Annotated in this window: 20 protein-coding genes; 9 read left to right on the forward strand and 11 right to left on the reverse strand. The window is 72.4% G+C overall.

Annotated features, from left to right (window positions below):
* The first annotated feature begins 635 nt into the window (after window positions 1–635).
* Window positions 636–2438 (forward strand): M23 family metallopeptidase, encoded by a 1803-nt coding sequence (locus tag HC362_RS12310; protein ID WP_243084001.1) that lies wholly within the window; start codon window positions 636–638, stop codon window positions 2436–2438.
* A 109-nt stretch (window positions 2439–2547) separates the two neighbouring features.
* On the opposite strand, the gene pcrA is transcribed toward HC362_RS12310, so the two are convergent.
* Together pcrA and HC362_RS12320 are read right to left on the reverse strand one after the other, a co-directional pair.
* Window positions 2548–5073, reverse strand: coding sequence for a DNA helicase PcrA (gene pcrA / locus HC362_RS12315; protein ID WP_243084002.1), 2526 nt, complete (start codon window positions 5071–5073; stop codon window positions 2548–2550).
* A gap of 117 nt (window positions 5074–5190) precedes the next feature.
* The gene (locus tag HC362_RS12320) at window positions 5191–5544 is read right to left on the reverse strand and encodes a hypothetical protein (protein ID WP_243084003.1); all 354 of its coding nucleotides are present in this window, start codon (window positions 5542–5544) and stop codon (window positions 5191–5193) included.
* 361 nt (window positions 5545–5905) lie between these two features.
* Here HC362_RS12320 and HC362_RS12325 point away from each other — a divergent pair, with 361 nt between their 5' ends.
* From HC362_RS12325 to HC362_RS12335, 3 genes are all read left to right on the forward strand, one after another.
* Window positions 5906–7105 carry an NlpC/P60 family protein gene (locus tag HC362_RS12325; protein WP_243084004.1) on the forward strand — a complete coding sequence of 400 codons (1200 nt, stop codon included), beginning with the start codon at window positions 5906–5908 and terminating at the stop codon, window positions 7103–7105.
* 872 nt (window positions 7106–7977) lie between these two features.
* The gene (locus tag HC362_RS12330) at window positions 7978–9150 is read left to right on the forward strand and encodes a hypothetical protein (RefSeq protein ID WP_243088521.1); all 1173 of its coding nucleotides are present in this window, start codon (window positions 7978–7980) and stop codon (window positions 9148–9150) included.
* A 183-nt stretch (window positions 9151–9333) separates the two neighbouring features.
* Complete coding sequence (locus HC362_RS12335) at window positions 9334–9903, forward strand: DoxX family membrane protein (protein ID WP_243084005.1); 570 nt, start codon at window positions 9334–9336, stop codon at window positions 9901–9903.
* A gap of 44 nt (window positions 9904–9947) precedes the next feature.
* Here the strand turns inward: HC362_RS12335 and HC362_RS12340 are convergent, their stop codons facing one another.
* Window positions 9948–10163, reverse strand: coding sequence for a hypothetical protein (locus tag HC362_RS12340; protein WP_209265548.1), 216 nt, complete (start codon window positions 10161–10163; stop codon window positions 9948–9950).
* Window positions 10160–11839, reverse strand: a complete 1680-nt coding sequence (locus HC362_RS12345) for a PspC domain-containing protein (protein WP_243084006.1) — start codon at window positions 11837–11839, stop codon at window positions 10160–10162. The genes HC362_RS12340 and HC362_RS12345 overlap by 4 nt, the downstream gene beginning before the upstream one ends.
* 152 nt (window positions 11840–11991) lie before the next feature.
* Between HC362_RS12345 and HC362_RS12350 the strand changes: the two genes are divergently transcribed.
* Together HC362_RS12350 and HC362_RS12355 are read left to right on the forward strand one after the other, a co-directional pair.
* The gene (locus HC362_RS12350; RefSeq protein WP_243084007.1) at window positions 11992–13344 is read left to right on the forward strand and encodes an ATP-binding protein; all 1353 of its coding nucleotides are present in this window, start codon (window positions 11992–11994) and stop codon (window positions 13342–13344) included.
* 107 nt (window positions 13345–13451) lie between these two features.
* A complete protein-coding gene (locus HC362_RS12355) occupies window positions 13452–14099 on the forward strand; it encodes a response regulator transcription factor (protein ID WP_209265644.1) in 648 nt (215 codons plus the stop codon).
* A gap of 32 nt (window positions 14100–14131) precedes the next feature.
* On the opposite strand, the gene HC362_RS12360 is transcribed toward HC362_RS12355, so the two are convergent.
* From HC362_RS12360 to HC362_RS12375, 4 genes are all read right to left on the reverse strand, one after another.
* Window positions 14132–15061 carry a polysaccharide deacetylase family protein gene (locus HC362_RS12360; RefSeq protein ID WP_243084008.1) on the reverse strand — a complete coding sequence of 310 codons (930 nt, stop codon included), beginning with the start codon at window positions 15059–15061 and terminating at the stop codon, window positions 14132–14134.
* Between the two features lie 145 nt (window positions 15062–15206).
* On the reverse strand, window positions 15207–15779 hold the full coding sequence (locus HC362_RS12365) for a hypothetical protein (protein WP_243084009.1): 573 nt from the start codon (window positions 15777–15779) through the stop codon (window positions 15207–15209).
* The gene (locus HC362_RS12370) at window positions 15776–16057 is read right to left on the reverse strand and encodes a helix-turn-helix transcriptional regulator (protein ID WP_209265539.1); all 282 of its coding nucleotides are present in this window, start codon (window positions 16055–16057) and stop codon (window positions 15776–15778) included. The genes HC362_RS12365 and HC362_RS12370 overlap by 4 nt, the downstream gene beginning before the upstream one ends.
* A gap of 68 nt (window positions 16058–16125) precedes the next feature.
* The gene (locus HC362_RS12375; RefSeq protein WP_243084010.1) at window positions 16126–17061 is read right to left on the reverse strand and encodes an NADP-dependent oxidoreductase; all 936 of its coding nucleotides are present in this window, start codon (window positions 17059–17061) and stop codon (window positions 16126–16128) included.
* Between the two features lie 165 nt (window positions 17062–17226).
* Here HC362_RS12375 and HC362_RS34900 point away from each other — a divergent pair, with 165 nt between their 5' ends.
* Window positions 17227–18543, forward strand: coding sequence for a LuxR C-terminal-related transcriptional regulator (locus tag HC362_RS34900; protein ID WP_279240095.1), 1317 nt, complete (start codon window positions 17227–17229; stop codon window positions 18541–18543).
* Between the two features lie 80 nt (window positions 18544–18623).
* Window positions 18624–19817: a hypothetical protein gene (locus tag HC362_RS12385; RefSeq protein ID WP_243084011.1), complete on the forward strand. Its 1194-nt coding sequence runs from the start codon at window positions 18624–18626 to the stop codon at window positions 19815–19817.
* A gap of 32 nt (window positions 19818–19849) precedes the next feature.
* On the opposite strand, the gene HC362_RS12390 is transcribed toward HC362_RS12385, so the two are convergent.
* Together HC362_RS12390 and guaA are read right to left on the reverse strand one after the other, a co-directional pair.
* The gene (locus tag HC362_RS12390) at window positions 19850–21067 is read right to left on the reverse strand and encodes a hypothetical protein (protein ID WP_243084012.1); all 1218 of its coding nucleotides are present in this window, start codon (window positions 21065–21067) and stop codon (window positions 19850–19852) included.
* A 118-nt stretch (window positions 21068–21185) separates the two neighbouring features.
* Window positions 21186–22772 carry a glutamine-hydrolyzing GMP synthase gene (gene guaA, locus HC362_RS12395; protein WP_243084013.1) on the reverse strand — a complete coding sequence of 529 codons (1587 nt, stop codon included), beginning with the start codon at window positions 22770–22772 and terminating at the stop codon, window positions 21186–21188.
* 297 nt (window positions 22773–23069) lie between these two features.
* Here guaA and HC362_RS12400 point away from each other — a divergent pair, with 297 nt between their 5' ends.
* The gene (locus HC362_RS12400) at window positions 23070–23312 is read left to right on the forward strand and encodes a chorismate mutase (protein ID WP_243084014.1); all 243 of its coding nucleotides are present in this window, start codon (window positions 23070–23072) and stop codon (window positions 23310–23312) included.
* 789 nt (window positions 23313–24101) lie between these two features.
* On the opposite strand, the gene HC362_RS12405 is transcribed toward HC362_RS12400, so the two are convergent.
* Window positions 24102–25892, reverse strand: coding sequence for a GMC family oxidoreductase (locus HC362_RS12405; protein ID WP_243084015.1), 1791 nt, complete (start codon window positions 25890–25892; stop codon window positions 24102–24104).
* Window positions 25893–25905: the final 13 nt, after the last annotated feature.

Genomic DNA, 25905 nt, shown 5'->3' on the forward strand with positions numbered 1-25905 from the left:
GGGGGAAATCACACGCGGGGCCGCCCTTGCCCGGGGCGCCCAGGCCCCGACACGCGGCGCCGGCCTCACGTGCGCGCCCGGCGCCCGGCCCGTACGCGCCCCCCCGTCGCACGCCATCACGCGCCGGACGCGCCCAACCGCGCCACGGTCGGAGGCCGGGAGGGCGGGACCGCCCAGTGGAAACGCTCTCGCTCCGCCGTCTCGCCCCGACCACCCGGAAGCGCTGATCTTCTTCTCCGGTGCTCGATCTTCCCGCGGGAAACACCGGAGCAGACTGGCGCGACGGTTCCGACCTGTGCGTTTCCACTGGGAGATGAGCGAGGTGCCGGGCATATGGCGCTGCCGGTGGACTCCGGCGTTTCTGCCCGAGTCCGCGCGGAGTTGGGGACGTACGGCACTTGGAGCCCGGCTGCGTCACGCCGGGCACCGGTACGGCGGACGGCTCCGTCCGAGAGACTCACTCTTTCGAACTAATTTCGAACTCAACCTCTGCTACCAGTCCGTAGTCCGCCGAAAGGCGGCCGATTGCCCTTTTCCTGCGCCGCTAAAACCTCCCGAAGATTGTCGCCGTCGCATACCGCCGGGTACAGTCACCGCACTGCTCCGCCCCTGTCGCCTAGGCGAAAGAGAAGTTGGTGGTGAACGACCGTCATCCGTCGGGAGTCCCCGATCCCGACGACCCCGGTTCCGGCTTCTCGTACGGCTCCTACAACGCGGACTACGGGCAGTCGGCGTACGGCGCTTACAGCGAGGACGGCTACCAGGCCGGCTCGTACGACGGGTACCCCACCGGCGGTTACGACACCTCCGGCGGCTCCTACGCCGATGGTTCGTACACCACCTACGGCGACGACGATCCCCTCTTCGGGACCCTCCCCGGCACCGACACCGGCAGCTACCCGACTGCTTCCTGGGAGGCCACCACCGCCTGGGGCACCGGGAGTTACGCACCCGACGCCATGGCGGCCGCCCCGCACGTCCCCGCGCAGAACGGGCCCGGACTCCCCACGGCGGACGACGGCACCGGCCAGTGGACGTTCGGGGTGCAGGAGGCCGGCGGCTGGGACTCGACCACCTGGGGCACCGGCGGCTGGGAGACGGCCGGGACGGAGACGGCCGGCTGGACGACGGACGGCCAGGGCGCGGCGTACGGCTACGAGAGTCAGGACGGCTACGCCGGTCAGGACGGCTACGGCGGTTACGAGCACGCCGCCTATGACGCGCACGCGCAGACCGCCTCCCCGTACGACGGTTACGCCCCGCAGCACGGCAGCCTGCCCGACTCCGGCGGCTATGCCCCGTATGAAGGCCACGCCTACGAAGGTCACGGCGCCTACGCCAGCCAGGGCGTCTACGACAGCCAGGGCGTCTACGAAGACCAGGACGCCTACGAAGGCCAGGGTGGTTACGAGGGCCACGAGAGCTACGAGGGCCTCGACAGCTACAGCGATCCGGGCGGGCACGGCCAGCGCCCAGGGCACGGCCAGGATCAGGACACCACCGCCCAGTGGGACTTCTCCGCCCTCACGCAGGACGAGCACGGCTTCGACCCCGCGGCTGCCGACTTCGCCGGGGCGCCCGCGCCCCACGACGCTCCCGCGTCCCACGAGGCGTCCGCACCGGACAGCGAATGGGACGGCCCCGACGAAGCCGGCGCACCCGCCGCCCTCGGCACCGTCGGCGGCCCGCACGGACGCGGACGCCGCCGCTCCCCCAAACCCCGCCCCCGCCGCCGGGCCTTGATGACCGTGGCGGTTCCGTCCGTCGCCGTCATGGGTGTCGCGGGCGCAGCCGCGGCGAGTGTGATGGGCGACGACGGCAAGGACAAGGACACCACCACCGTCGCCGCGCCGGACGCCGCGCCCGTCAAGCCGTCGAGCGTCAACAGCAAGCTGGACACCCAGCTCCAGAGCCTCTCCGCCGACGCCGACGACTTCGCCGACCGCGCCAGCCGCACCCAGGAGCGCATCGACCTCAAGCAGCGCCAGGAGGCCGAGAAGGAGCGCAAGGCCAGGGAGGCGGCGCGCAAGGAGGCCATGCGCCCCAAGTTCGTGATCCCCGTCAAGGACCACACTCTCAGCGCGCGCTACGGCCAGGCAGGCGTCAACTGGATGTCGATCCACACCGGGATCGACTTCCCCGTCAGCTACGGCACCCCGGTCATGGCGGCCACGGACGGCACGGTGACCACGAAGCACGATGTGTCGTACGGGAACATGGCCGTCGTGACGGCGAAGGACGGCACCCAGACCTGGTACTGCCACCTGAGCAGCAACAAGATCCGCTCGGGCGAGGTCAAGGCGGGCGATGTGATCGCCTACTCCGGCAACTCCGGCAACTCCACGGGGCCGCACCTGCACTTCGAGGTGCACCCGGGCGGCGGCTCGGCGGTGGACCCGATCCCGTGGCTGCAGAGCAAGGGCCTCAACATCAGCTGAGACCCGGCCTCAGCTGAGACCCGGCCTCAGCTGAGGCCCGACATCAGCCGAGGCCCAGCATCAGCCGAAGCTCACAACAGCGGGACGGCCGGCCGGATGGACGGCCGTCTCACAGCTTCTCCACCGGCGCATAGCGCAGCAGCAGCCGCTTGGGCTTCTCGCCACCGAAGTCGATCGTCGCCTCGGCGTTGTCGCCGCTGCCCTTGACCGCCTGCACCGTGCCGAGCCCGAAGCTGTCGTGGGTGACGCGGTCGCCGACCTGGAGGGAGACGACCGGCCGGTCGCCCGCGCGGCGCGTCGCGAAGCCCGACGGCCCCCCGCGCCGGGCCGAGGCGCTCGCGGACGAGGAGAGGGACGCACCGATCCCGGTGCCGGCCGAGCCCGCACCGCCCATGGCGCCGCCACCGCTGCCCGTGCGCTTCCAGTCGATGTACTCGGCCGGGATCTCCTCCAGGAAGCGGGAGGGCGGGTTGTAGGAGGGCTGGCCCCAGGCACTGCGCATCCCGGCCCGGGTGAGATAGAGCCGTTCCCGGGCGCGGGTGATGCCGACGTAGGCGAGCCGTCGCTCCTCCTCGAGCTCCTTGGTCTGGCCCAGGGCGCGCATGTGCGGGAAGACGCCGTCCTCCATGCCCGTCAGGAAGACCACGGGGAACTCGAGGCCCTTGGCGGTGTGCAGGGTCATGAGCGTGACGACGCCCTCGTCCTCGCCCTCCTCGGGGATCTGGTCGGAGTCGGCGACCAGGGCGACCTGTTCGAGGAAGTCGGCGAGGGTGCCGGGGGACTCGGCCTCGCCGCGCTCCTGCTCGAACTCCAGTGCGACGGCGGCGAGTTCCTGGAGGTTCTCGATTCGCGTCTCGTCCTGCGGGTCGGTGGAGGCCTGCAGCTCGGCCAGATAGCCGGTCTGCTCCAGCACCGCCTCCAGCACCGTGGCGGGCCCCGCGCCGGACTCCACGACGGTGCGCAGCTCCTCCATCAGCGCGTTGAACCGCTTGACGGCGTTGAGGGAGCGCGCGGCCATGCCGTACGCCTCGTCCACACGGGCGAGCGCCTGCGGGAAGGTGATCTTCTCGCGGAGGGCGAGCGCCTCGATCATGGCCTCGGCGCGATCGCCGATGCCCCGCTTGGGCACGTTCAGGATGCGGCGCAGCGGCACCGCGTCCTCCGGATTGGCCAGCACCCGCAGATAGGCCAGGATGTCGCGGACCTCACGGCGCTCGTAGAAGCGCACGCCGCCGACGACCTTGTACGGCAGGCCGACGCGGATGAAGACCTCTTCGAAGACCCGGGACTGGGCGTTGGTGCGGTAGAAGACGGCGATGTCGCCGGGGCGGACCTTCTCCTGGGCCCCCGCCTCCTCGTCCTTGTGGTGTTCCCCGTCGCTGAGGCGGTCGATCTCGTCGGCGACGAACTGCGCCTCGTCGTGCTCGGTGTCGGCGACATAGCCGGTGATCCTGGGCCCCGAGCCCGCCTGGGTCCACAGGTTCTTGGGGCGGCGGTCGGCGTTGCGCTCGATGACGGCGTTGGCGGCGGACAGGATCGTCTGCGTGGAGCGGTAGTTCTGCTCCAGCAGGATCGTGGTCGCGTTCGGGTAGTCCTCCTCGAACTGGAGGATGTTGCGGATGGTGGCGCCGCGGAAGGCATAGATCGACTGGTCGGCGTCGCCGACGACGCACAGCTCGGCCTGGTCCTCCGCGGGGCCGACCAGCTCGCGCACCAGCTGGTACTGCGCGTGGTTGGTGTCCTGGTACTCGTCGACGAGGACGTGCCGGAAGCGGCGGCGGTAGTGCTCGGCCACGTCGGGGAACGCCTGGAGCAGATGGACCGTCGTCATGATCAGGTCGTCGAAGTCCAGCGCGTTGGCCTCGCGCAGCCGCGCCTGGTACATGGCGTACGCCTCGGCGAGGGTCTTCTCAAAACCGTCGCTCGCCTGCCCCGCGAAGTCCTCCTCGTCGATCAGCTCGTTCTTGAGGTTGGAGATCTTGGCGCTGAACGACTTGGGCGGGAAGCGCTTGGGGTCCAGGTCCAGATCGCGGCAGACCAGGGCCATCAGGCGCTTGGAGTCGGCGGCGTCGTAGATCGAGAACGACGAGGTGAAGCCCAGCTTCTTGCTCTCGCGGCGAAGGATGCGTACGCACGCGCTGTGGAAGGTGGAGACCCACATCGACTGCGCGCGCGGCCCCACCAGCTCGGCGACGCGCTCCTTCATCTCGCCCGCCGCCTTGTTGGTGAAGGTGATGGCGAGGATCTGGCCCGGGTGCACACTGCGGGCGCCCAGCAGATAGGCGATGCGGTGGGTGAGCACCCGTGTCTTGCCCGAGCCGGCGCCGGCGACGATGAGCAGCGGGGAGCCCGCGTGCAGGACGGCGTCCCGCTGTTGCTCGTTCATCCCCTCCAGCAGCGCGGCGGGGTCGACGACGGAGCGGGGTGCGCCGTCGCGGTGATACGCGTCACGCCCGCCGGTGCCCGCGGCACCGCCCGCTCCGCCCGCGAAGGTGCCCGCGAACAGGTCGTCCGGGATCTCCTCCGTGGGGCCCGGGTCTGCGGAGCCCTCGGGGTCGGGCGGCGGGGGCGCGTCCGCCTCGGGTGCCATACCGTCGAGGTCCGCCAGGAAGCTGTCGTCGAAGAGGCTGCTCATCGTCGTACGAGTCTAGGCCGCCGCACCGGCACCCCGGAGGCCCTGTGGAAAACCGGCCGCCCGCCGGAGAGGGCGCCGGGGAACGGCGGCCCGGCAAGGGCGCGGGGAGCCGGGGGCTCAGACCCAGAGCACGGCGATGAAGATGTTCGCCGTCGTCAGCAGTCCCACGGTGCCGAAGAGGGGGGCGCTCAGCCGTTCCTCGTCCCGCTTCACATAGGTGATACCGAGGACGACCACGAGCAGCGCCAGCTTCAGACCGATCTTGACGTTGTTCACCGCGCTGTCGTCGGCCTGGTTGAGCCCGACCAGTGCCACGCCGGTGACCAGCATGGTCAGCGCCCCGTGCAGCATGCTGGGGCTGATCCGGGCCTCGCCCTTGCCCATCGCCTTCATCTGCGTGAGGAAACCGCCCAGCAGCGCGGCTATCCCGATGATGTGCAGACCGACGAAAGCATTGATGAGAACGTCCATGGCGCGAGCGTATCCGGGCGTTTTCGGGGCCTTTAGCACACCCCCGGCTTCCTGGCGGTGGCTCTCGCGGTACCGGTCAGTGCTTGCGCATACGCCCCCCGCGTTGCGCGGTCAGGCGCGCCGATCCGGGCAGCTTCGCGCCGAAAGGGCTCACTTGTGATCATTCCCGCGTCCGGCCGTCACCGCTTCGCCTAGCGTCCTCGCCAGGTGGCCGCGCCCTGCCGGTCGGCGCGGCCACCCCGGCCGCCGGGACAGGTGTGATGTGCACAACACCGCGCTCGTGGAGATCACAACCAGATCAGCACGCATCGGACCAGCAAGCACCGATCAGCAAGCGCAAGTAAGGGAGTGACGGCCGCCCATGGCCTCGCACCGCAAGCCCAAGCCCTACCCTCTCGCCGTCCCTTTCGCCCGCGCCGCTTTCACGCTCGTACTGGCGGGCACGGCGGGCGTCACCTCCTTCCAGGGCTCCGGCCACGCACAGCCGCGCCCGCAACCGGACACAGCGGACAGGTCGGCGAACGAGAGAGCGGACAGGACTGCAGACCGGACTGCGGACCGGACAGCGGACGTGGAAGCCGAGGTCGACCGGCTGCACCGGGACGCCGAGCGTGCCACCGAGGCGTACAACGGCGCGCGGGACAAGGCGCGGGCGGCCCAGCGGGAGCTGGAATCGCTCCGCGACGAGGCGGCACGCCGCCAGGAGAAGCTCAACGCCTCCCGGGACGCACTCGGGACCTACGCGGCGGCGCAGTACCGCGACGGCACCGGCATCGATCCCGCCGTACGGCTCGCACTCTCCTCACACCCCTCGGACTACCTGGACCGCGCCGCCACCGTCGAACGCGCCGGGGACCTTCAGGCGGCAGCGGTGAAACGTACCGCCGCACGGACCCGACAGCTCGCACAGGTGCGCAAGGAGGCGGCGGACGTCTCCGCGGAGCTGGAAAAGTCGGCGGGGAGGGCACGCCGCCACAAGCGCGCTGTCCAGAGCAAGCTCGGCCAGGCGCAGCGCCTGCTCAACAGGCTGACGCCGAAGCAGCGCGCCGCCGTCCTCGACGAGCACCACCCCACGCGCAACGGGGACCGGGACCGCACCACTGCGCGAGAGGCTGCCCCCCGGCGCGGTCACGCGGCACGGAGCCATACGTCACAGGAGCGCGCGGACCACGGCGCAGGCCCCGCGGCGCCCACGGCCGGGCAGCCGGCGACCTGGCGGTCCGCCCGTGCGGTCGCCTTCGCCCGCAGCGCACTGGGCAAGCCGTACGTGTGGGGCGGTACGGGTCCTTCCGGGTACGACTGTTCCGGGCTGACCCAGGCCGCCTGGAAGGCGGCCGGTGTCTCACTGCCGCGCACCACCTACAGCCAGATCCACGCGGGCAAGCGCGTCTCACGTGGCGACCTCGCCCCCGGCGATCTGGTCTTCTTCTATGACAGCGTCAGCCACGTCGGCCTGTACATCGGAGGCGGCCGCATGATCCACGCCCCCCGGCCCGGCACCGCTGTGCGGGTCGCACCCATCGACCAGATGCCCTTCGCCGGGGCTGTCCGCCCGGCGTGAGAACGGCACGCCTGCGCGGCACCGAAGCGTCAACCGAGTCGCGTTCGCCGTTCACTCACAAGTGCCCAGCGCGCGGCGGAGCGTTGCCCCCTTCACTCACAGCCGTACGGCGCTGCTCAGGTACGACATGGCCGACCCATCAACCTCTCTCCCTCAGGATCACCCGGGACGAGTCCGCCCTGCTGAGCTGATACCTGCTCACGTAAGGCACAATCCCCTTCCATCCCATGGAAGTTGAGAGGCGGGGTTGCGCAGTGGCCGTGGATGCGGCTCAGGACGGCTCGAGGGGCCCGGGCGACGAGGACGGGCCGGACGGCACGCAGGGCACGCGCCGCACGTCCGGCACGGGCCCCGAACCGGGGAAGGGCACCCCGTCGGGCCCGGGCGCCGTCCCGAAGAAGGGCGCCACAGGCGGGAAGGGTGCCGTCCCCCGGGAGAGCACTGCGCCGGGGACGCGCCCCGGCGCGGAGCAGTCAACCACCCCCGGAAGGCCCTCGGCACGGGGGAGAATCCCCTCCCCAGGTGCCGCACCCGGGAAGAGCACCTCTCCCGGGAAGAGCGCCACCCCTGAGAAGAGCGCCGCCCCTGGGAAGGGCACCTCCCCCGGAACGGGCGCCGCCCCCGGCGCGAGCGCGGGCCGAGTGCCCGGCGCACGATCCAGCGCGCCCGCCGCCGGCCGCACCCCGCACCACCCCGACCCGGCCACTACTCCCTCCACCCACGCCACCGCACCCACATCTCCCTCCCCCACGCCACCCTCTCCCACCAGCCGCCCCACCAACAGCGACTCCCCTCCCGCCGACAGCGGCGCCAAGTCGCCCTGCCAGTGCGAGAACTGTCCCAACAGCGCCCGGGAGGGGTACCGCAAGGCGCTGGCCGCTTTCGTGCGGCGCAGGGACGAACTGGCCACCGGCCAGGGCGTCCCCGTGGGACTGGCGCACTCAGCGGGTGCCTCGCGCCAGTGGGTCTCCGACGAGCTGACCCAGGCTGCGCGGGCTGTGGCCGACCGCAGCCGTGAGGAGGGCGAGGTGTGGGTCGCGCGGCTGTGGCGGCGCACTCTGCTCGCCGTATGGGCCGCTGTCGGCGTGCTGCTGCTGGTGCAGTTGCTGTGCGCACTCGCCGGCGGCTGGTCGAGCGGGCGGACGGCCGGACTGGTGGCGGCTTTCGTCTCGGGCGCACTGCTGTCGCTCGCGGCCTGGCTGCACCGGGCGCGCGGTGGCGTCCTGGCGCCCGTCATCGGGGAGGACAACAGGTTGTCCACCTCCCGTACGGTGGCCGCCGGGTGGGTGCTGCTGTCGGTCTTCTCCGTACTGGTCCTGGCCGTGGAGCTGGCGACGGCGTCCGGTCCCGACGAGCGCCGGGCGCTGCTGGCGGGGCTGGATCTGTCGCGCGGCGCGGGCGTGGTGACGGTGCTCGCGCTGACCTGTGCGGTGGCCGTCGTGGTGCGCCGTACGGTGGCCGTACGGGTGCAGGGCAGGCGGCTGCAGAAGGTGCGTGCCGACCGTCCGCACGCCGCCGATCTGCTGACGGACGACGCGGGCCGTGGCGCGTTCTCCGATGTGCAGTACGTGCTCATCAGCGCGGTCGCGGTGGTCTTCGCCGCGGTCCGGCTGGCCCGGCAGCCCGACCAGTTGCCCGACCTGCCCTGGGGGCTGGCTCTGCTGGTCGTCGTCTCGGCGGCGACGTACCTGGCGGGTAAGTACGCCGAGGGCGGCCGCCCCGTGGTGCTGTCGGTGGTCCGTGCGCGCGAGATGGGCGATCTGCACTCCCCGATCCGTACCGGCGACGACATCGAGATCCGCGGCGCCGGTTTCGTGCCTCCCGGCGCCACCGCGCCCGACCGGCTGGCCCGGATGGTCGTCCGGATCGGCGCCGTCCATGTGCACGCTCCCCTCATCCCCGTACCCGGCGGTTTCACCAGCCCCTCGGACACCGCGCTGACGGTTCCGGTGCCGGTGGAGGTCGAGCCGGGCCGGGTGGAGGTCCAAGTGGTCACCGCCGCGGGTGTGGAGACCAACCGCTACCCCATCGACGTGGTCGAGTAGGGGCGCTGACCGCGCGCCCGCGGGCCCGACGTGCCCGGCTCCCCGAGTACCGAGCAGGCCCGTGACAGCAGGGCTGGAACCGGCATTTCCGACGGGGCCGATGGGCACTTGCCAGCCGGGTGGGAACTGGGGGAAGAATCGCCTCCGCACACCGAACGCGTTTGCGGAAGGCGGGAGCGACGGATGTCTGTGACAGGGCCGGCGGGTGGTCGTGCCGACGACGGACCCAAAGCCGTCAGCGCCTATCCCGGGCCGGTCGCCGGGGCACCCGCCGGGATACGCGGTACGGCGGCCCGCTACGCGCTGCTCCCGCTGCGGCTCTTCCTCGGGATCACCTTCCTCTACGCGGGCATCGACAAGCTCACCGATCCAGGTTTCCTCACCGCGAAGGGGCCGGGTTCCTTCGCCGGGACGCTGGCTGCCGTGCACGACGGGGCAGGGGCCACATGGATGGTCGAACTGGCGCAGCGGAGCCCGCAGGGGTTCGGCGCGGCCATCGCGGTCGGCGAGATCGCCGTGGGGCTCGGCACGCTGTGCGGACTGTGGGCCCGGCTGGCGGCGGCCGGTGGCGCGCTGCTCTCCTTCTGCCTGTGGATGACGGTGAGCTGGTCCAGCGATCCGTACTACTACGGCAACGACCTGCCGTACCTGATGGCGTGGCTGCCCCTGGTGATGGCAGGAGCGCCGATGTTCTCGCTGGACGCGCTGCTGGCGGTACGCAGGCGCCGCAGAGGCCAGCAGATCTTCGGCTAGCCGACTGTGACGGGCACCGCGACACCCGCGCCGCCACGGCACCCTCACCCCCGCAGTTCGCGCCGCCGGGCGACCGAGCGCCGGACCAGGAACGTCGCCAGTGCCGTCAGTCCGGCCAGCACCAGCGAGACCGGCACCACCACCAGCAGCACCCAGAACGGGACCTCCGCCTCGCCCGCCGCGTCCAGCAGGTAGACCACCGCGACCGCGGTCATGGCGAGTCCGAGCAGCAGCCTGGAGGGTTCGAAACGGTGCCTCATCGGGTCCCTCCCTCCTGAGTGGACGGTGCCGTACTCGGTGCCGTGCTCGGACTCGGAGGCCGGCTCGGGGTCGGGGTCGGGCTCGGGGTCGGGGTCGGTCCGTCGCCCGGCAGCGACTGGTTGTCGGACCGCTCGCCCGAGGGCAGCTCCCGTACGATCTCGGTGCGGCCAGCACCCACGCTGAGCTTCACCACGATGGTGCCCTTCGCCTTCTTGCCGCCGAACGGCCGCAGGGTCAGCTTCCGCTTCGTCCCCAGGCCGCTGGCCTGGTCGAAGACGACCTCCCCGTCGCCGTCCAGTGTCTTGGGGAACCGCATGTCCCCCATGTCGACGTCGGCGCTCACCTTGACCAGCGCGTCCTCGGGTACCACCACCTTCATCTCGCCCGCGCCCACCCGGGTCTCGGTACGCAGCGTCTGGCCCGCCTTCAGACCCGTCCCGCGCAGGTCGAGTTCTCCGGAGCCGGAGCCGAGCGCGTAGCGCGGCTTGACCTCGCCGACCGACGCCGGCACCCAGCGGGTGTCGCGGAAGTGCGTCGTGATGTCCTTCGGCAGCGCTGCGGCGCCCGCCAGCAGCCCGGCTGTCAGGACGACGCAGACGATGGTGCCCGGCCCCGTACGGCCGACGAACGCGCTGAGGGCGAGCCCGAGGCCGAAGACGGCGAGCATGCACGCCAGCGCGAGGGTGAGGGTGGTGGCCAGCGGGTTGATGTTCCAGGAGACGGCCGTGGTGACGCCGCCGGTCAGCAGCGCCAGCAGGAAGGTGAGGCCGCCCAGCGAGCCTCCGGAGCCGCTGCGGGCCGGCGGACCTCCGCCCGGTGCTCCGGCGGGAACGGGGGCCCTGGGCGGGCCGTATCCGCCGGGGCGCTCGTGGGCGCTGGGCGGCGCCGCGTACGGGAGGGCGTCCTCGGGGCCCCACAGGTAGCCGGTCGCGGCTCCTGGCCGCCCCCAGGCAGGGCCGCCGCTCCCCTTGGTGGCCCCGGCGTCCTTGGTGAGCGGCTCACGCCACCAGGAGGCGGGTACGGGAACGGGCGGTGCCTGCGCCTCGGGGGGCGCGTCCGCGACCGCGTGCGCCGTCGCCGGGTCGATCTGCGCGCCCTCGGCACCGGCGGCCTCGACCTGGCGCCGGTGCTGCGACCAGTAGGCAGCGCCCGCCACCGCGCCGATCAGCATCACCGAGAAGGGCACGCTGCGGCTGCCGAGCGAGGCGAGGAAGAGGCCGCAGCCGACGAGCGCGATCAGGATCGCCGAGAGTGCGCTGCCCTCCACCCGGCCGGACAGCAGCAGCCGCCCCTCGTTCTGTGTCTCCCCCTCGGCGGGGATGAGCAGCCAGGCGAACCCGTAGAAGATGAGCCCCAGTCCCCCGACGACGGACAGCACCACCAGCGGCACCCGGAAGAGCACGGGATCGAGGTCGAAGTACCGCCCCAGACCTCCGCACACACCGCCCGCGACCTTGTGCTTGCGGCTCCGCCGCAGCCGGCCCCGCCGGGGTTCGGGCACCGGATTGTGCGCGCCCCAGGAGGAAGCCTGACCGCTGCCGCCTTCCGCGCCCCGACCGCCGGGACCGCCCGGGCCGCCGGAACCGCCCGGACCGCCGCCGGGACCACGGCTGGGACCGCGACCGTGGCCGTGGCCGTGGCCGGGCTCCGCCGCGTGCTGCTCCTCCTCGCTCATGGCCCCTATGGTCGCGCCCCTGGCACGGCGAGGCATCGGGGGCCTACCCCGAGCGATCCCTGAGATCCGGCGCGCGGCCCGGAGGCCGCTTCGGGGGTGGCTCAGGGCCGAACCCTGATGTCCGGCGGCCCGAGCCGTGTGACGATCGGAGCATGACAGCGCCCGCCTCGCCCGCCCCCGAGTCGGCCCCGCACGGAACCGGACCCCGTCCCGTCTCCTCGGAGCCCCTGGAAGAACCGCCTCTGCGCAAGCTGTACCGCAGCGCGGAGGGCCGGATGCTCGGCGGGGTGGCGCGCGGGCTCGCGGGGCACCTGGGGCTGCCCGTCTCCTGGGTGCGGATCGTCCTCATCGCGCTCAGCCTGGCCAACGGCCTGGGGGTGCTGCTGTACGCGGCGTTCTGGTTCGTGGTGCCGCTCGGTACGGGCGGGGTGGGTGCCGGGCACCGGGCCGGGGCTGCCGGGCTGACGGAGGTGGTCACGGACCGGGACGGGTTGCGCCGCCGGTTCCTCCGGAAGCCGGAGAAGGGCCAGATCTTCGCCGTTCTGGCCCTGATCGCCGCCGTGGTGGTGATGGCGGACAACCTCCAGTTCGGCGCCGCCAACACCTATCTGTGGCCCGTCGTCCTGATCGGCGTCGGTGTCGCGCTGGTGTGGCGGCAGGCGGACAACTCGCGGCGCGCCCACTGGGCGGAGGTCGGCCGCCGCACCCGGCTGCTGCCGATAGCCCGCAGCGCGGCGGGGGTCGCGCTGGTCGCGGTCGGCGTGACGGGCATCGTCGTCGTCCAGGGCTCGGTCAGCCATCTGGGCTCGGTGCTCCAGGCCGCGCTCGCGGTGCTGGTCGGCATCGCGCTGATGGCGGGCCCCTATCTCGTACGGATGATGCAGGACCTGTCCGAGGAACGGCTGATGCGCATTCGCGCGCAGGAGCGGGCCGAAGTGGCCGCGCACGTCCACGACTCGGTGCTGCACACCCTCACGCTGATCCAGCGCAACGCCGAGAAGCCCCGCGAGGTGGCCCGGCTCGCGCGCGCCCAGGAGCGGGAGCTGCGCGCCTGGCTGTACAAGCCCGCCGACGCCGCGGGGAAGGCGGCCGAGGAGGAGGACGAGCCCGAGACCCTCGCCGAGGGCGTCAGGGCTGCTGCCGCCGAGGTCGAGGACCACCACGGGGTGCCCGTCGAGGTGGTCTGCGTGGGCGACTGTCCGCTCGACGAGGCGCTGGGCGCCCAGCTTCAGGCCGCGCGCGAGGCGATGGTCAACGCCGCCAAGTACGGTGGCGAGGGCGGCGCCGTGCAGGTCTTCGCCGAGGTGGAGGGGCGTACCGTCTTCATCTCCGTACGGGACCGCGGTCCGGGCTTCGACCCGGAGGCCGTTCCGGAGGACAGGATGGGCGTACGCGAGTCCATCGTCGGGCGGATGCGGCGCAACGGCGGCACGGCGCGGCTGCGCACCGCACCGGGCGAGGGCACAGAGGTCGAACTGGAGATGGAGAGGGCGGCGGAGTCGTGACCGACGAGGCGACGGGGAACGAGCAGCAGGGCGACGGCGGCAGCGGCCCGCAGAGCGGCGTCACCCCCCAGGGCAGTGACGCCACCGACGGCCGCCGCCGGGTCCGGGTGGTCCTGGTGGACGACCACCGGATGTTCCGCGCGGGCGTACAGGCGGAGATCGGCCGTACGGACGAGACGGGCGTGGACGTCGTCGGCGAGGCGGGCGATGTCGACCAGGCGATGACGGTGATCGAGGCGACCCGCCCCGATGTCGTGCTGCTGGACGTCCACCTCCCGGGCGGCGGCGGCGTGGAGGTGCTGCGCCGCAGCGCCCCGCTGATGGGCGACGCCGAGCAGCCGGTGCGGTTCCTGGCGCTGTCCGTCTCGGACGCCGCCGAGGACGTGATCGGCGTCATCCGGGGCGGCGCGCGGGGCTATGTCACCAAGACCATCACCGGCGACGACCTGGTCGGCGCGATCTTCCGGGTCTCGGACGGCGACGCGGTCTTCTCCCCGCGGCTGGCCGGCTTCGTGCTGGACGCCTTCGCCTCCACGGACGCCCCGCCGGTCGACGAGGACATGGACCGCCTCACCCAGCGTGAACGCGAGGTGCTGCGCCTGATCGCGCGCGGCTACGCCTACAAGGAGGTCGCCAAGCAGCTGTTCATCTCCGTCAAGACGGTGGAGTCCCACGTCTCGGCGGTGCTGCGCAAGCTCCAGCTGTCCAACCGCCACGAGCTGACCCGCTGGGCGACGGCGCGGCGACTGGTGTAACCGGCCCCAAGCGGCGCACGGTCCCGGCGGGTTCACAGTTGGGGCCGTACGCAGGTGAAGCCGCGTTCCTGCAGCAGGGGGAGGTAGCGGTCGACCGCGGCGACGGTCTGCTGGCGGGGGCCACCGCCGTCGTGCTGGAGGACGATGGCGCCGGGGAAGGCGTCCTCGGTCACGGCGCGCACGATGCTGGCGGTGCCAGGACGGGCCCAGTCGCGGGTGTCCAGGGACCAGCCCATGGGCTCCATGCCCAGGTCCGAGCAGATCTTCAGGGAGGGCGGGTGCCAGTCGCCGTAGGGGGCGCGGCACCAGCGGGGCGGGGTTCCGACGACGCGGTCGATCAGTTCGCTGGTGCGGCTCAGTTCGCTGCGGACCTCGGTGGAGGGCAGCCGGGGCAGTTGGCGGTGGGTGTAGGAGTGGTTCCCCACCACATGGCCGTCGGCGGCGATGGCGTGCAGCAGCCCGGGGAAGGCGGCGGCGTTCTGGCCGACGACGAAGAACGTGGCCTGCACCCCGTGGCGGCGCAGCACTTCGAGCAGCCTGGGCGTGTGTTCGGGGTGCGGCCCGTCGTCGAAGGTCAGGGCCATGACGTGGCGGCCGTGCAGAGAGGGCAGCCGGGTCTCGGCGTGGGTGCGCACCGGTGGGTGTGCGGCCGGCTCGCCCATGGACGTCTCGCCCGCGAGAGGGCGCAGCCGATAGCTGTCGGGGGTCGCTCGGCGCAGCGAGGGCGCTCTTCCCGCCGATCGCTTGCCGGGTGCCGCACCCCCGGCAGCGGGCGCCGAGGCGGAGGCCGAGGCGGTGGCCGGACCGTCACCGGCCCCGTGCGGGAGTCCGGGGTCCGCGCCGCCGGCGGTGCCCTGGTGGGTGAGGAAACCCACGCCGACGCCCATGACCGTCGCCGTACCGACACCGAGACCGACGCACAGCAGAGCCCTGCGCGAAACAATATGACTATCGGATCGCATGATTTCTGGTTAGCACCGGCACAAGAAGGACTCCGGAAGCCACGCGCACCCAGCTTCCGGAGTCCCCTCGAACGGCGCACCGCTTGCGCGATACGAACAGTCACTTCCGCCTGACGGAGGCGTCTTCCGCTCACCTGAGGCCCGTTCAGGCGACGGGCGGCGCCTCCACCTCGTCGTCCTCCGGCTCGTCCCGCACCCGCAGGGCCGCGATCCACAGCGGCAGCAGACGGTGCAGCGCCCAGACGAACAGCCCGGCGGCGGCGAGCGGAACGGCCAGGTCCGCGACGGTGGCGCCCGCGAGCCAGGCGACGTAGAAGCCGAGCAGCGCGGCGGTCAGCACCCAGGAAACGGCCCGGTGGGCCCTCGCGTGCACCTCGCCGCGCTCGGCCACCTGCCGCTCGTCCAGCACTCGGACCCGCAGTTCCAGCAGCCCCCGGGTCATGGAGTTGAGGAAGCCGGTGAGCGGGACCCAGGCGAGGAGAGCCACCGGCAGCGCCGCCAGCAGCCAGGGAGAGGCCCATGCGGAGGCGCCCACCATGGCCGCCAGCCCTGCGGCGGTGGTCGCCATGTGCGCCAGCACGATGCGGCGCCGCGCGGCGCGGGTCGCGTGGTATCGCTTGGTGCGCGCGTCGTTCATCGTCTTGAACAGCCACCTGTCGTAGCGGGTGGCGGCCGCGAGGGGCCCGGGGCCGGGGCTGGTGCTCGTGCTGGTGGTCATGTGGTGGTCCTCCCCGTGGTGCGTGCGGTGCCGGCGCCTCCCGTGCCGTACACCTCGTCGGTGAGCGGGCGGAACGGCTCCAGGGAGAACAGGGCCTCCACGGGCAGCCGGAAGTAGGCGGCTATGCGCAGCGCCAGATCGAGACTCGGGTTGTACTGCCCGCGCTCGATGTAGCCGATCGTCTGATAGTGCGCGCCCACCGCTTCGGCCAGCGCCTGCCGGGAGACCTTCCGCTCCGCCCGGACGACCGCCAGCCTGTTGTGTACGTGCTCGCTCATGTATAAGAAGTACTACATCTGGCAGCACACACGCAACATCACCGACTCCCCGGGGAGACCTTCGCGGATCACCGGACCACCAGCACCAACTTCCCCCGCACATGGCCGGCTTCGCTCTCCCGCATCGCTTCGGCGGCCTCCGCCAGCGGGTAGAGGCGGTGCACCGGAAGCCGGAGCCCGTCCGCCACGTGCAGCGAACTCGCCTCGGCCAGCGCACCCGCGGCGTCGGAGCTCGCATCGCCGTCAGCGAAGAGCACGCCGTGCCGGGCCGCCTCGGCCGGGTGCGTCATGTTGACGACGCGCTCGGTGCCGCCCGTCAGCTCGATGGACGCCTCGATGGCGCCCCCTCGCCCCGCACCGTCGAGCGCCGCGTCCACCCCCTGCGGCGCGACGGCCCGCACCCTTTCAGCCAGCCCCTCTCCGTAGGCGACGGGCACGGCGCCCAACTCTCGTACGTAGGCGTGGTTGCGCTCACTCGCGGTGCCGATGACCCGGATTCCGCGAGCTGCCGCGAACTGGAGGGCGAGCGTGCCGACGCCGCCGGCCGCAGCGTGCACCAGCAGGGTCTCGCCCGGCTTGAGGTCCAGCAGCCGGAAGCAGCGCAGCGCGGTCTCGGCCGCGGTCGGCACGGCTGCGGCCTCGGCCCAGCCGAGCCGGTACGGGCGACGGGCCACACGGCCCGCCTCGGCCAGCGCGTGTCCTGCGTAGCTGCCGGTGGTCGTCCAGCCGAACACCTCGTCCCCGACAGCCAGTTCGTCGACTTCCGGGCCGACGGACTCGACCACGCCCGCCGCCTCCAGTCCGGGCACGTGCGGCAGCGGCAGCGGGAACAGCTCCTGCATCGCGCCGCTGCGGATCTTGCAGTCCAGTGGGTTGACCCCGGCCGTCCGTACGGCGATACGGACCTGGCCGGGCCCGGGGTCGGGCAGTTCGACCTCACGCGGGGCGAGGACGTCGGCGGCGCCGAAGCGGTCGAAGGCCATGGCGTGTGTGGTGAAGGGCATGCGGTGGGTGCTCCCTGGTCGTAAGGACGGTTCCGCACCGTCGGGCGGACGGCGCCGCACCACTGTGTGCCGGGCCGCGCCGCCGCCGGACCCGTCGGACGGCCGGTCGGCACCTCTCCTCACGACCAGGCACACCTGGCCCGGCGCCGCCGTACCGTGGGCCGGGTGGAACGCCGCTCGAGGAGTGAACGCCGCTGGACGAGCAGCGCGGACGCGCTGGACCGGGTGACGGAGATCGTGGCCGCGCCGCTGCCCCAGCTGCTCCAGCGGACCTCGCGCGCGCTGCGCGTACTGGTGCCGCACACCGCCGCCGCGCAGCTCAGCGAGGTGAGCGCGTACGCGCCGAGGCAGGCCGCCGGCACGGACAGTGCGCTCGCGTCGCGGATCACCTCGGCCGAACTCGGGCAGCTCGCCGTCCGGGTGCCCGTGGGCACGCCGTGGCAGGGCGAGGCGGTGCTGGCGGGCGCCCCCCGGGCTGTGCTCGGCATCGCCTCGTCCCCGCCGGGAAAGGGCGGCGCGCTGCTGGCCCTCACCGGTCTCGGTGCCGAACCGGCCGCCGTGTCGGCGGAGGTGCTGAGCATTGTCCAGCGGGTCTGGGACCTGGTGACCGCCTACACCTACCAACTCAACGCCGAGGCATATCCGGAGCGTACCGCCGTCTCCCGTGCGGCCGCCGCGGCGCGGGCCACCGCACTCGCGGAGCTGGCGGAAGCACACGGTGCGGCGCTCACCGGCGTACTGGCCGCGCTGCGTGCGCCCGCGCTCGACGACGCCGCGGCACGCGCCACGGCCACCGAACTGGCCGTCGAGGCGCTGGCGGTGCTGCGGCGGGCGCCGTACTGGAACCGGGAGCTGAGTGAGGAACCGGCCGACGACGCCTTCCACCGCGCGGCACGCGAGTTGCGGCCGCTGTTCCGGCACCACACGGCGCGGCTCGTGCTGCGCGCGCCGGGCAGCACGCGCTCCATCCCGTCCGACACCGCGCACACCGCTCGCGCCGCCGTACGGGCCGCCACCCTGGCCCTGCTGGAGCAGGACGGGGTGGGCCGGGTGCATGTGGGGTGGTGGCTGGAGGACGGGGAGCTGCGGGCGGCCGTGCGGGACGACGGCCCGGGGCGGCTGCGCGCCGGGGAAGCCGTCACCGCGAACGTCACCGAACGCGTCGCGGCACTCGGCGGCACCCTGCACGTGGACCCGGTGCCGGACTGGGGAACGACGGTGACTGTCACCCTGCCGCTCGTCCCCGCGCTGCAGCAGCCCCAACGCCCCGGCGAAGCCACACCGGAGGGGCTGAACGCACTCCACCCGCGCGAGCTGCACGTACTGGAACAGGTCGCTCTCGGGCGCCGCAACCGGGAGATCGCCGGAGCGCTCGGCATCAGCGAGTCGACGGTGAAGTTCCACGTCTCCAACATCCTGGCCAAGCTGGGCGTGACCACCCGCGGCGAGGCCGCCGCAATGACCCGCGCCTGGGAACGCTGAGCCGCCGGCCGCAACGGACCGACAGCGACGGACGGACGGCCCCGCTCCGCGGTCCCCGCACGGACGGGTACCCTCGCCCGGTGTCTCTCCTCGGCCGGATACGCGGCGCCGACGCCCCACGGCGCGTTCTGTTCCTCGTCGTGGGCGGCGTACTGGCGCTCGCTCTCGTCGCCTTTCTGGTGCCCTGGCTGGTGCTGGACGGGGACGATCCGGAAGCGTGCCGCAAGGCGCCCGCCTCCGCCCGCGCACTGGCCCGCGACCCGGAGCGCGCCACAAAAGCCCTCGATCCGGGGAAGGTTGTCACCCACGCAGGCACCGAGCCGGTCAGGCGGCTGCTGGGCGTCACCGGCGCCCCGCTGTGCGAGGGCCCTGAGGGCACCCAACTCGCGGGCCGCGTGCTGGTCGCGGCGACGACCGGCCGCACCGCCGAGGACCAGGCCGAGCCCGCCCGTCCGCACACCGAGCGCCAGGCCCTCGTCGCGTACGCCGTCGTGGATGCGCTCGGCAGGGGCCGCGACGGCTACCAGCCGGACTTCGCGCTGGGCCTGAGCCCCTATCTGGCCCAGATGTTCGCCTCGTACATCCAGGACACCAGCAGGGCGGTGCTGGGCGGGGCGCCGTCGGACTGGGAGCACCCCACGGCGACCGACGAGGAAGCCGAGTACGGTGACGACAGCGGCAACTGGGCCACGCCCTTCCCCTCCGGGCGCGACGTCCATGCCGTCTTCCCCGGGATCAGCACGACGGAGAAGGTGCTGCGCCGGGTGGCCGCCTCACCACGCGCGTTCGCCACGCTGTACGACGCCGAACGCGCCCGCTTCGCCTGGTACCTGGAGCGGCTGACCGACAAGGCGCAGGAGCCCGGGGAAGAGCCGAAGGAGGGCGTGATGGCCACCGAGACGGAGCTCGAACGCAGCGCCACCTTCGTCGCCGAACTCATGGGCGCCCGCACCGCCGCCGTCAAGGACGGGTTCGCGCTCGCGCCCTCACTGGCGGCCTTCGACGGCGCTGTGCTCGAGCACACCCGGGGCCTCTACCACCCTGCCGACCACCGGGTACGCACCCGGCCCTCGGACGCCACGCTCGCACAGCGCCGGCCCGACGCCTCGGCAGGCAGCGGAAAACGGGCCGTAGAACGGCTGATGGACGGCAGGGTCCAGCTCTTCACGGTGTTCGACGCGTGGGCGCGGAAGCGCCACATACCCGCGGGGACGGTCGAACGGCTCCGTACCGATATGGACACGCGGTACGCCAACGCCCTCAACCTGCTGTAGCCCGTGGCCGGGTCGGTCCTGGTCGGGCCCGGTCAGTCCGCGGCGGGGAGCCGCAGCCCCGTACAGCCGCGTGCGGCGCTCTCCTTCTCGGCGAAGGAGGCGAGCATCGCGCGCATCCCCTCCCGGTCCAGCTCCTTGCTGTCCAGCACCTCACCCTCCGACTCGTCGGAGTCCTTGTCCGGGCGGCTGACCTGGAGTTCGAAGCCCGCAGGCCGGCCGCCGCACCGCGCCATGGCCCAGGCGCTGCTGTCGGTGAGCCACGGCTGGACCCGCGAGCTGTCCGAGCGCGCGCCGACTCGACCGGCCCGGCCGTACATCACCCGCTGCGCCCCTTCCCCGTACAGGCCGTAGAGCCGGACCACCGGTTCGTGCGGTTCCCCGTCCTCGTCGGTCCCCGACGGCCGCACCACACAACTGGTCAGCGGAGCGGCGCCCTTCTCCGGGATTCTGAGGTCCACCGTCCAGCCCGCGCCACGGAAGGGACCGCGGGCGAGCGCCGCACAGGCCGTACCGGCCGCGCGGGAGGGCGGCAGCCCGCGGGGTGCCTTCTCCTCGATCTCCTTCGGCGGGACGGGCAGCGGGTCCGCGTCGCAGCCGAGCTTCTCGGCCGCCTTGTCGGCGACCGCCGCACCGGCCCGTACCAACTGGTGCGGCTGGGAGAGGTGTCCGGCCAGCACGTCCACCAGGAGCCGACCGGGGTGGCCTGCCGCGTCCTTGCCCCGACCAGGGCACTCGGGCATCAGCATCACACCCGCCATCCGGGACTCGAAGCCCGGCAGCCCGCCGGGCAGCGCGGACCACGGGTGACTTCCGTTGTCCTGGAACTCCCGTACCAGCAGGCGGTCGATGTCGTCGCGGCGGCTGTAGACGCGGACTTCGAGGGCGCGGTGGCCCTCCTCGTCGGTCACCTCGCAGGAGTAGCGCCCCAGATCGGTGTCGGTCTCGGACTCGGACTCGCCCAGGTGCCTGTCGGAGTCGCCGGTCGTGGCGCGCAGCGTATCCATGCTGCCGTCGGGCAGCGCGCCGTCGCAGGCGTCGGCCGTGATCATCTTGTCCTGGACCGCGGGCTCGAGCGCCCAGCCGATCCCGCCCAGTACCAGCACACCGAGGCCGCACCATACGGCGATCCTCGTACGGCGCCGACGCCGGTCGGCCTGCTCCTGGAGCAGGCGCCACCGCTCCCGCCGCTCGTCCTCGCTCTCCGGCTGGGACTCGGGCCCGTCCGGCTGTCGTTCCTCCGCATCCGACACCCCGGCACCGTATCCCAGCCCCACCCCGCACCCGAACACACGTGTGCCCCACGCTCGGCACCGAGCGCGGGGCACACAGGGGTACTTCAGCGGGCGGAGCGCCGCACGTGGCGGGGGCTCACTCCCACTCGATGGTCCCCGGGGGCTTGCTGGTCACATCCAGCGTGACGCGGTTGACCTCGGAGACCTCGTTGGTGATCCGCGTCGAGATCCGGGCGAGCACGTCGTAGGGCAGCCGCGACCAGTCGGCCGTCATCGCGTCCTCGGAGGAGACCGGACGCAGCACCACCGGGTGACCGTAGGTCCGCGCGTCGCCCTGCACACCGACGCTGCGCACGTCGGCGAGCAGCACCACCGGGCACTGCCAGATGTCCCGGTCGAGGCCCGCGGCCGTCAGCTCCTCGCGGGCGATGGCGTCCGCCTCGCGCAGCAGATCCAGCCGCTCGCGGGTGACCTCGCCGACGATCCGGATGCCCAGCCCCGGGCCCGGGAACGGCTGGCGGTGGACGATCTCGTCCGGCAGCCCGAGCTCCTGCCCGACCATCCGCACCTCGTCCTTGAACAGCTTGCGCAGCGGTTCGACCAACTCGAACTCGAGGTCCTCGGGGAGCCCGCCCACATTGTGGTGCGACTTGATGTTGGCCGCGCCGGTGCCGCCGCCCGACTCCACCACGTCCGGGTAGAGGGTGCCCTGGACCAGGAAGGCCACCGGCTCGTCGCTCGGCGCCTCGGCGACGATCTCGGCCTGCGCCTGCTCGAAGACCCGGATGAACTCCCGGCCGATGATCTTGCGCTTCTGCTCCGGGTCCGACACCCCGGCCAGCGCGTCGATGAAGCGGTCGGCCGCGTCCACGACCTTGAGCTGGACGCCGGTCGCCGCCACGAAGTCCTTCTCGACCTGCTCGGTCTCGCCCTTGCGCATCAGCCCGTGGTCGACGTACACGCAGGTGAGCTGATCACCGATGGCGCGCTGCACGAGGGCCGCCGCCACCGCCGAGTCCACCCCGCCGGACAGTCCGCAGATGGCGCGCTTGCTGCCGACCTGCGCGCGGATCGCCGCCACCTGCTCGTCGACGATGCTCGCCGTCGTCCACGAGGGGGCCAGCCCCGCGCCCCGGTACAGGAAGTGCTCCAGTACCTGCTGGCCGTATGTGGAGTGCATCACCTCGGGGTGGTGCTGGATGCCGTACAGCTTCCGCTCCTCGTTCTCGAAAGCCGCCACCGGCACCAGGTCCGTGGACGCGGTGACGGTGAAGCCCTCGGGCGCGGCCGAGCAGGCGTCGCCGTGCGACATCCACACCTGCTGCTCGTCCGGTGTGCCCTCGAAGAGCGCCGAGGACGGCTTGGAGACGGTCAGCTGCGTACGGCCGTACTCCCGGCCGCCCGTGTTGTCCACCTTGCCGCCGAGCGTGGTGGCCATCAGCTGGAAGCCGTAGCAGATGCCGAGGACCGGGACGCCGGCCTCGAAGACCGCACGGTCGAGGGAGGGCGCGCCCTCCGCGTACACGGAAGAGGGACCGCCGGAGAGGATGATCGCCTTCGGATTCTTGGCGAGCATCTCGGCGGCCGGCATGGTCGACGGCACGATCTCGCTGTACACCCGCGCCTCGCGCACGCGGCGCGCGATGAGCTGGGCGTACTGCGCGCCGAAGTCGACGACGAGAACGGTGTCCGGAGGGCTGCTCTCGGACGGGTTGGAAGCCACGAAGCTGATGCCTTTCGGCGGTGAAGCGGGGATTCACCTCCGATGATAACGGTGCCCGTGCGGGGCCCACCCCGCCGCGGGCGGGTGGCATACTGGGGCGCATGCTCATGCGGAACACGTGGTTTACCTATGGCACCGGCCCGGCCGGCTGCCATGGTCGTCGTTTCGTGTGAGAGAAGCCACATACGAACTTCCCCAGGCGCCCCGGGCCGGTCAGGCCCGGGGCGCTTGTGCATCCGCGATGCGTGTCCGGGCCGCCGGGCCCGTGGGCTCCGCGAGTCGAGGAGTACACGCCGGATGAGCACCACGAGCACCAGCACCAGCACCGGTACGGAAGCGGCGATGCGGGAGCGGATCGACGCGCTCGACGCCCGTCTGATCGCGCTGGTGCGCGAGCGGATGGAGCTGTCGGAGAGCATTGGCGGGCGGCGCGTCCAGTTGGCCCGCGAGATGAAGATCCTCGACCACTACAGCGCCGCGCTCGGCGCCCCGGGTCGTGATCTTGCGCTGACGCTGTTGCGGCTGTGCCGGGGCCATTAGGGCAGGTCCCATTCCACGCACCCGGCGTGGGGGCTGCGCCTGCCGGCCCTGCTCCCCCAGACTCCGTCCGGGAGGTACCCCCAAGGCGCAGACTGCCCAAGCTTCGCGGGGCAGCGATTCAGGGGCGCGGGGAACTGCGCGACCGGCCACAGCGTGCCCGCAGCCCGCGACGGACAAGAAGGGGCAGCCACTCACCGGCACAGGAGAGAGGGCCTCACCCGTACGGCGCGTGACCGCCCCGCAGGGCCTTCGTTGGACCCGGTGTCCCTGATCTCCGCCGGGCGCCCGGCGGCGAGCGGGGCGGCGTCACCGGAGCGATGAGACGCCCGTCCTCCCCGGGAGGGGAGACGCCGGGCGTCGTGGGACCTCGCTCCGGTGCTGTGACCGGACGGCAGGGGACAGCAGCCCGGTCACGACAGCGGCCGGTCCCGGGGACGCTCTGGGCCGGCCGCTCCGCGGCTCTCCCGAGGCTCCCGCACACCGAACCCACACGGGATCTTCGCGAGAACCTGAAGTCCCTCTCCGTCGGAACGGTTGCGCGGGATGTGACGTATCCAGCACGATGCAGGGAACCGACGAAACCAAGCCACCTGACCACAAGGCCAGTTGGTGGACCGTGGCAACTTTCTGCCATTGGTTCGACCAATCCGGCGGCGCTTCCCCCGGCGCCGCCCTCAGCACAGGCGCTGCCCTGACGCCGGTGCTGACCCGAGGGCCCCGCGGCTGCCGCCACCCACCCGGCCGGCGCCCGGGGCCCTTCGTCGCGTGCCCTTACCACCCCACGGCCGGTCAGTCCCGCGCCGGAACCTTCGGCACCGGCACGATCGGCAGCCGCAGCGCTCCGAAGGCACCTTCGGGGACGGCGGGCCTGGCGGGCGCGACAGGGTCCAGCCGCTGATAGGCGGCGCCCTGCGCCGGGCGCGGGTCCTCCTCGCCGCGGTTCGGCCAGAACGCCATGGCACGTTCGGCCTGCGCCGTGATGGTGAGGGACGGGTTGACGCCGAGGTTGGCCGAGACCGCCGAGCCGTCCACGACGGAGATGCCCGGGTGCCCGTACAGCCGGTGGTACGGGTCGATGACCCCGCGCTCGGGGCTGTCGCTGATGGGGCAGCCGCCGAGGAAGTGCGCGGTGAGCGGGGTGCCCATCAGCTCGCCCACGTTGGTGCCGGCGAAGCCGTTGATCTCCTCGGCGAGCGCGCTCGCCGCCTCGGCGCTCTCGGGGATGTGCACCGGGTTGGGCGCGCCGTGTCCCTGGCGCGCGGTGAGCATCCCTTTGCCGAGGCCCTTGTCCTTGCGGTAGGTGGTCAGCGAGTTGTCGAGGGTCTGCATGACCAGGCCGATGATGATGCGCTCGGACCACTTGCGCGCGGACAGCGAGCGCAGGAAGAGCGTGGGGTGGCGCAGGCAGGTCAGCACGTGGGCGAGCGCGCGCGGCAGCACCGTGTTCTGCCGTACCTGCAGTGTGGTCAGCGCGCTCATGGAGTTGGAGCCCTTGCCGTAGCGGACGGGCTCGATGTGGGTGTTGGCGTCGGGGTGCACCGAGGAGGTGATGGCGACGCCCTTGGTGAAGTCGAGCTCGGCTTCCTTGCCCCACTTCTTGCGGTACCGGCGCGGCACGGTCTGCGCGCCGACCAGCGCTTCGGAGTTGGTGCGCGTCAGCTCCCCCAGGCGGGACGAGAGCCCGGGGAGGGTGCCGGCTTCCTTGATGCGGTGCAGCAGTTTCTGGGTGCCGTAGGTGCCCGCGGCCAGTACGACGTGCCGGGCGCGCCGGACGTGCGGCTTCGCCCGCCGTTTGTCGGTGCGTACGGTCAGCACGTCGTAACCGTCCTCTTCGGTACCCGGGGTGTGCTCCCGGATGCCGACGACGGTGGTCAGGGGGCGGATCTCGGCCCCGGCCCGCTCCGCGAGGTGGAGGTAGTTCTCGTTGAGGGTGTTCTTGGCGCCTCGGCGGCAGCCGGTCATGCACTCGCCGCACTCCACGCAGGCCGTACGGTCCGGGCCCGCGCCGCCGAAGTAGGGGTCGGGGACGGTCTCGCCCGCGGCTGCCCGCACGGTGCCGTCGGCGTCGTCACCGTCGCCGAAGAAGACCCCGACGGGTGCGAGGTGGAAGGTGTCGCCGTAGCCGAGGCGCTCGGCGGCGGCCTTCAGATGGACGTCGGAGGGCGTGGTGGTGGGGTTGATCCGGACGCCGAGCATCCGTTTGGCCTGCTCGTAGTAGGGCGCGAGTTCGGCCTGCCAGTCGGTGATGTGGCCCCACTGGCGGTCCTCGAAGAACGGCTTGGGGGGCACGTACAGGGTGTTGGCGTAGTTCAGCGAGCCGCCGCCCACCCCGGCGCCTGCCAGGATCATGACATTGGCGAGCAGGTGGATGCGCTGGATGCCGTAGAGGCCGAGCGAGGGCGCCCACAGGAAGTTCTTCAGGTCCCAGGAGTTCTTGGGCAGCTCCTCACGGGTGAAGCGCCGCCCGGCCTCCAGCACGCCCACCCGGTAGCCCTTCTCGGTCAGCCGCAGCGCCGAGACGGCGCCGCCGAAGCCGGAGCCGACGACGAGCACGTCGTAGTCGAAACGTTCCTGGGTCACGAATACCTCCGGT

Source organism: Streptomyces sp. 891-h, assembly GCF_022760275.1.
GTDB classification, from domain to species: Bacteria; Actinomycetota; Actinomycetes; order Streptomycetales; family Streptomycetaceae; genus Streptomyces; species Streptomyces spirodelae.

Coding starts and splice junctions, on each gene's coding strand:
- pcrA (WP_243084002.1), bottom strand. CDS start 5,073: ATGAGCAGCCTCTTCGACGACAGCTTCCTGGCGGACCTCGACGGTATG.
- HC362_RS12320 (WP_243084003.1), bottom strand. CDS start 5,544: ATGGACGTTCTCATCAATGCTTTCGTCGGTCTGCACATCATCGGGATA.
- HC362_RS12325 (WP_243084004.1), top strand. CDS start 5,906: ATGGCCTCGCACCGCAAGCCCAAGCCCTACCCTCTCGCCGTCCCTTTC.
- HC362_RS12335 (WP_243084005.1), top strand. CDS start 9,334: ATGTCTGTGACAGGGCCGGCGGGTGGTCGTGCCGACGACGGACCCAAA.
- HC362_RS12340 (WP_209265548.1), bottom strand. CDS start 10,163: ATGAGGCACCGTTTCGAACCCTCCAGGCTGCTGCTCGGACTCGCCATG.
- HC362_RS12345 (WP_243084006.1), bottom strand. CDS start 11,839: ATGAGCGAGGAGGAGCAGCACGCGGCGGAGCCCGGCCACGGCCACGGC.
- HC362_RS12350 (WP_243084007.1), top strand. CDS start 11,992: ATGACAGCGCCCGCCTCGCCCGCCCCCGAGTCGGCCCCGCACGGAACC.
- HC362_RS12360 (WP_243084008.1), bottom strand. CDS start 15,061: ATGCGATCCGATAGTCATATTGTTTCGCGCAGGGCTCTGCTGTGCGTC.
- HC362_RS12365 (WP_243084009.1), bottom strand. CDS start 15,779: ATGACCACCAGCACGAGCACCAGCCCCGGCCCCGGGCCCCTCGCGGCC.
- HC362_RS12370 (WP_209265539.1), bottom strand. CDS start 16,057: ATGAGCGAGCACGTACACAACAGGCTGGCGGTCGTCCGGGCGGAGCGG.
- HC362_RS12375 (WP_243084010.1), bottom strand. CDS start 17,061: ATGCCCTTCACCACACACGCCATGGCCTTCGACCGCTTCGGCGCCGCC.
- HC362_RS12400 (WP_243084014.1), top strand. CDS start 23,070: ATGAGCACCACGAGCACCAGCACCAGCACCGGTACGGAAGCGGCGATG.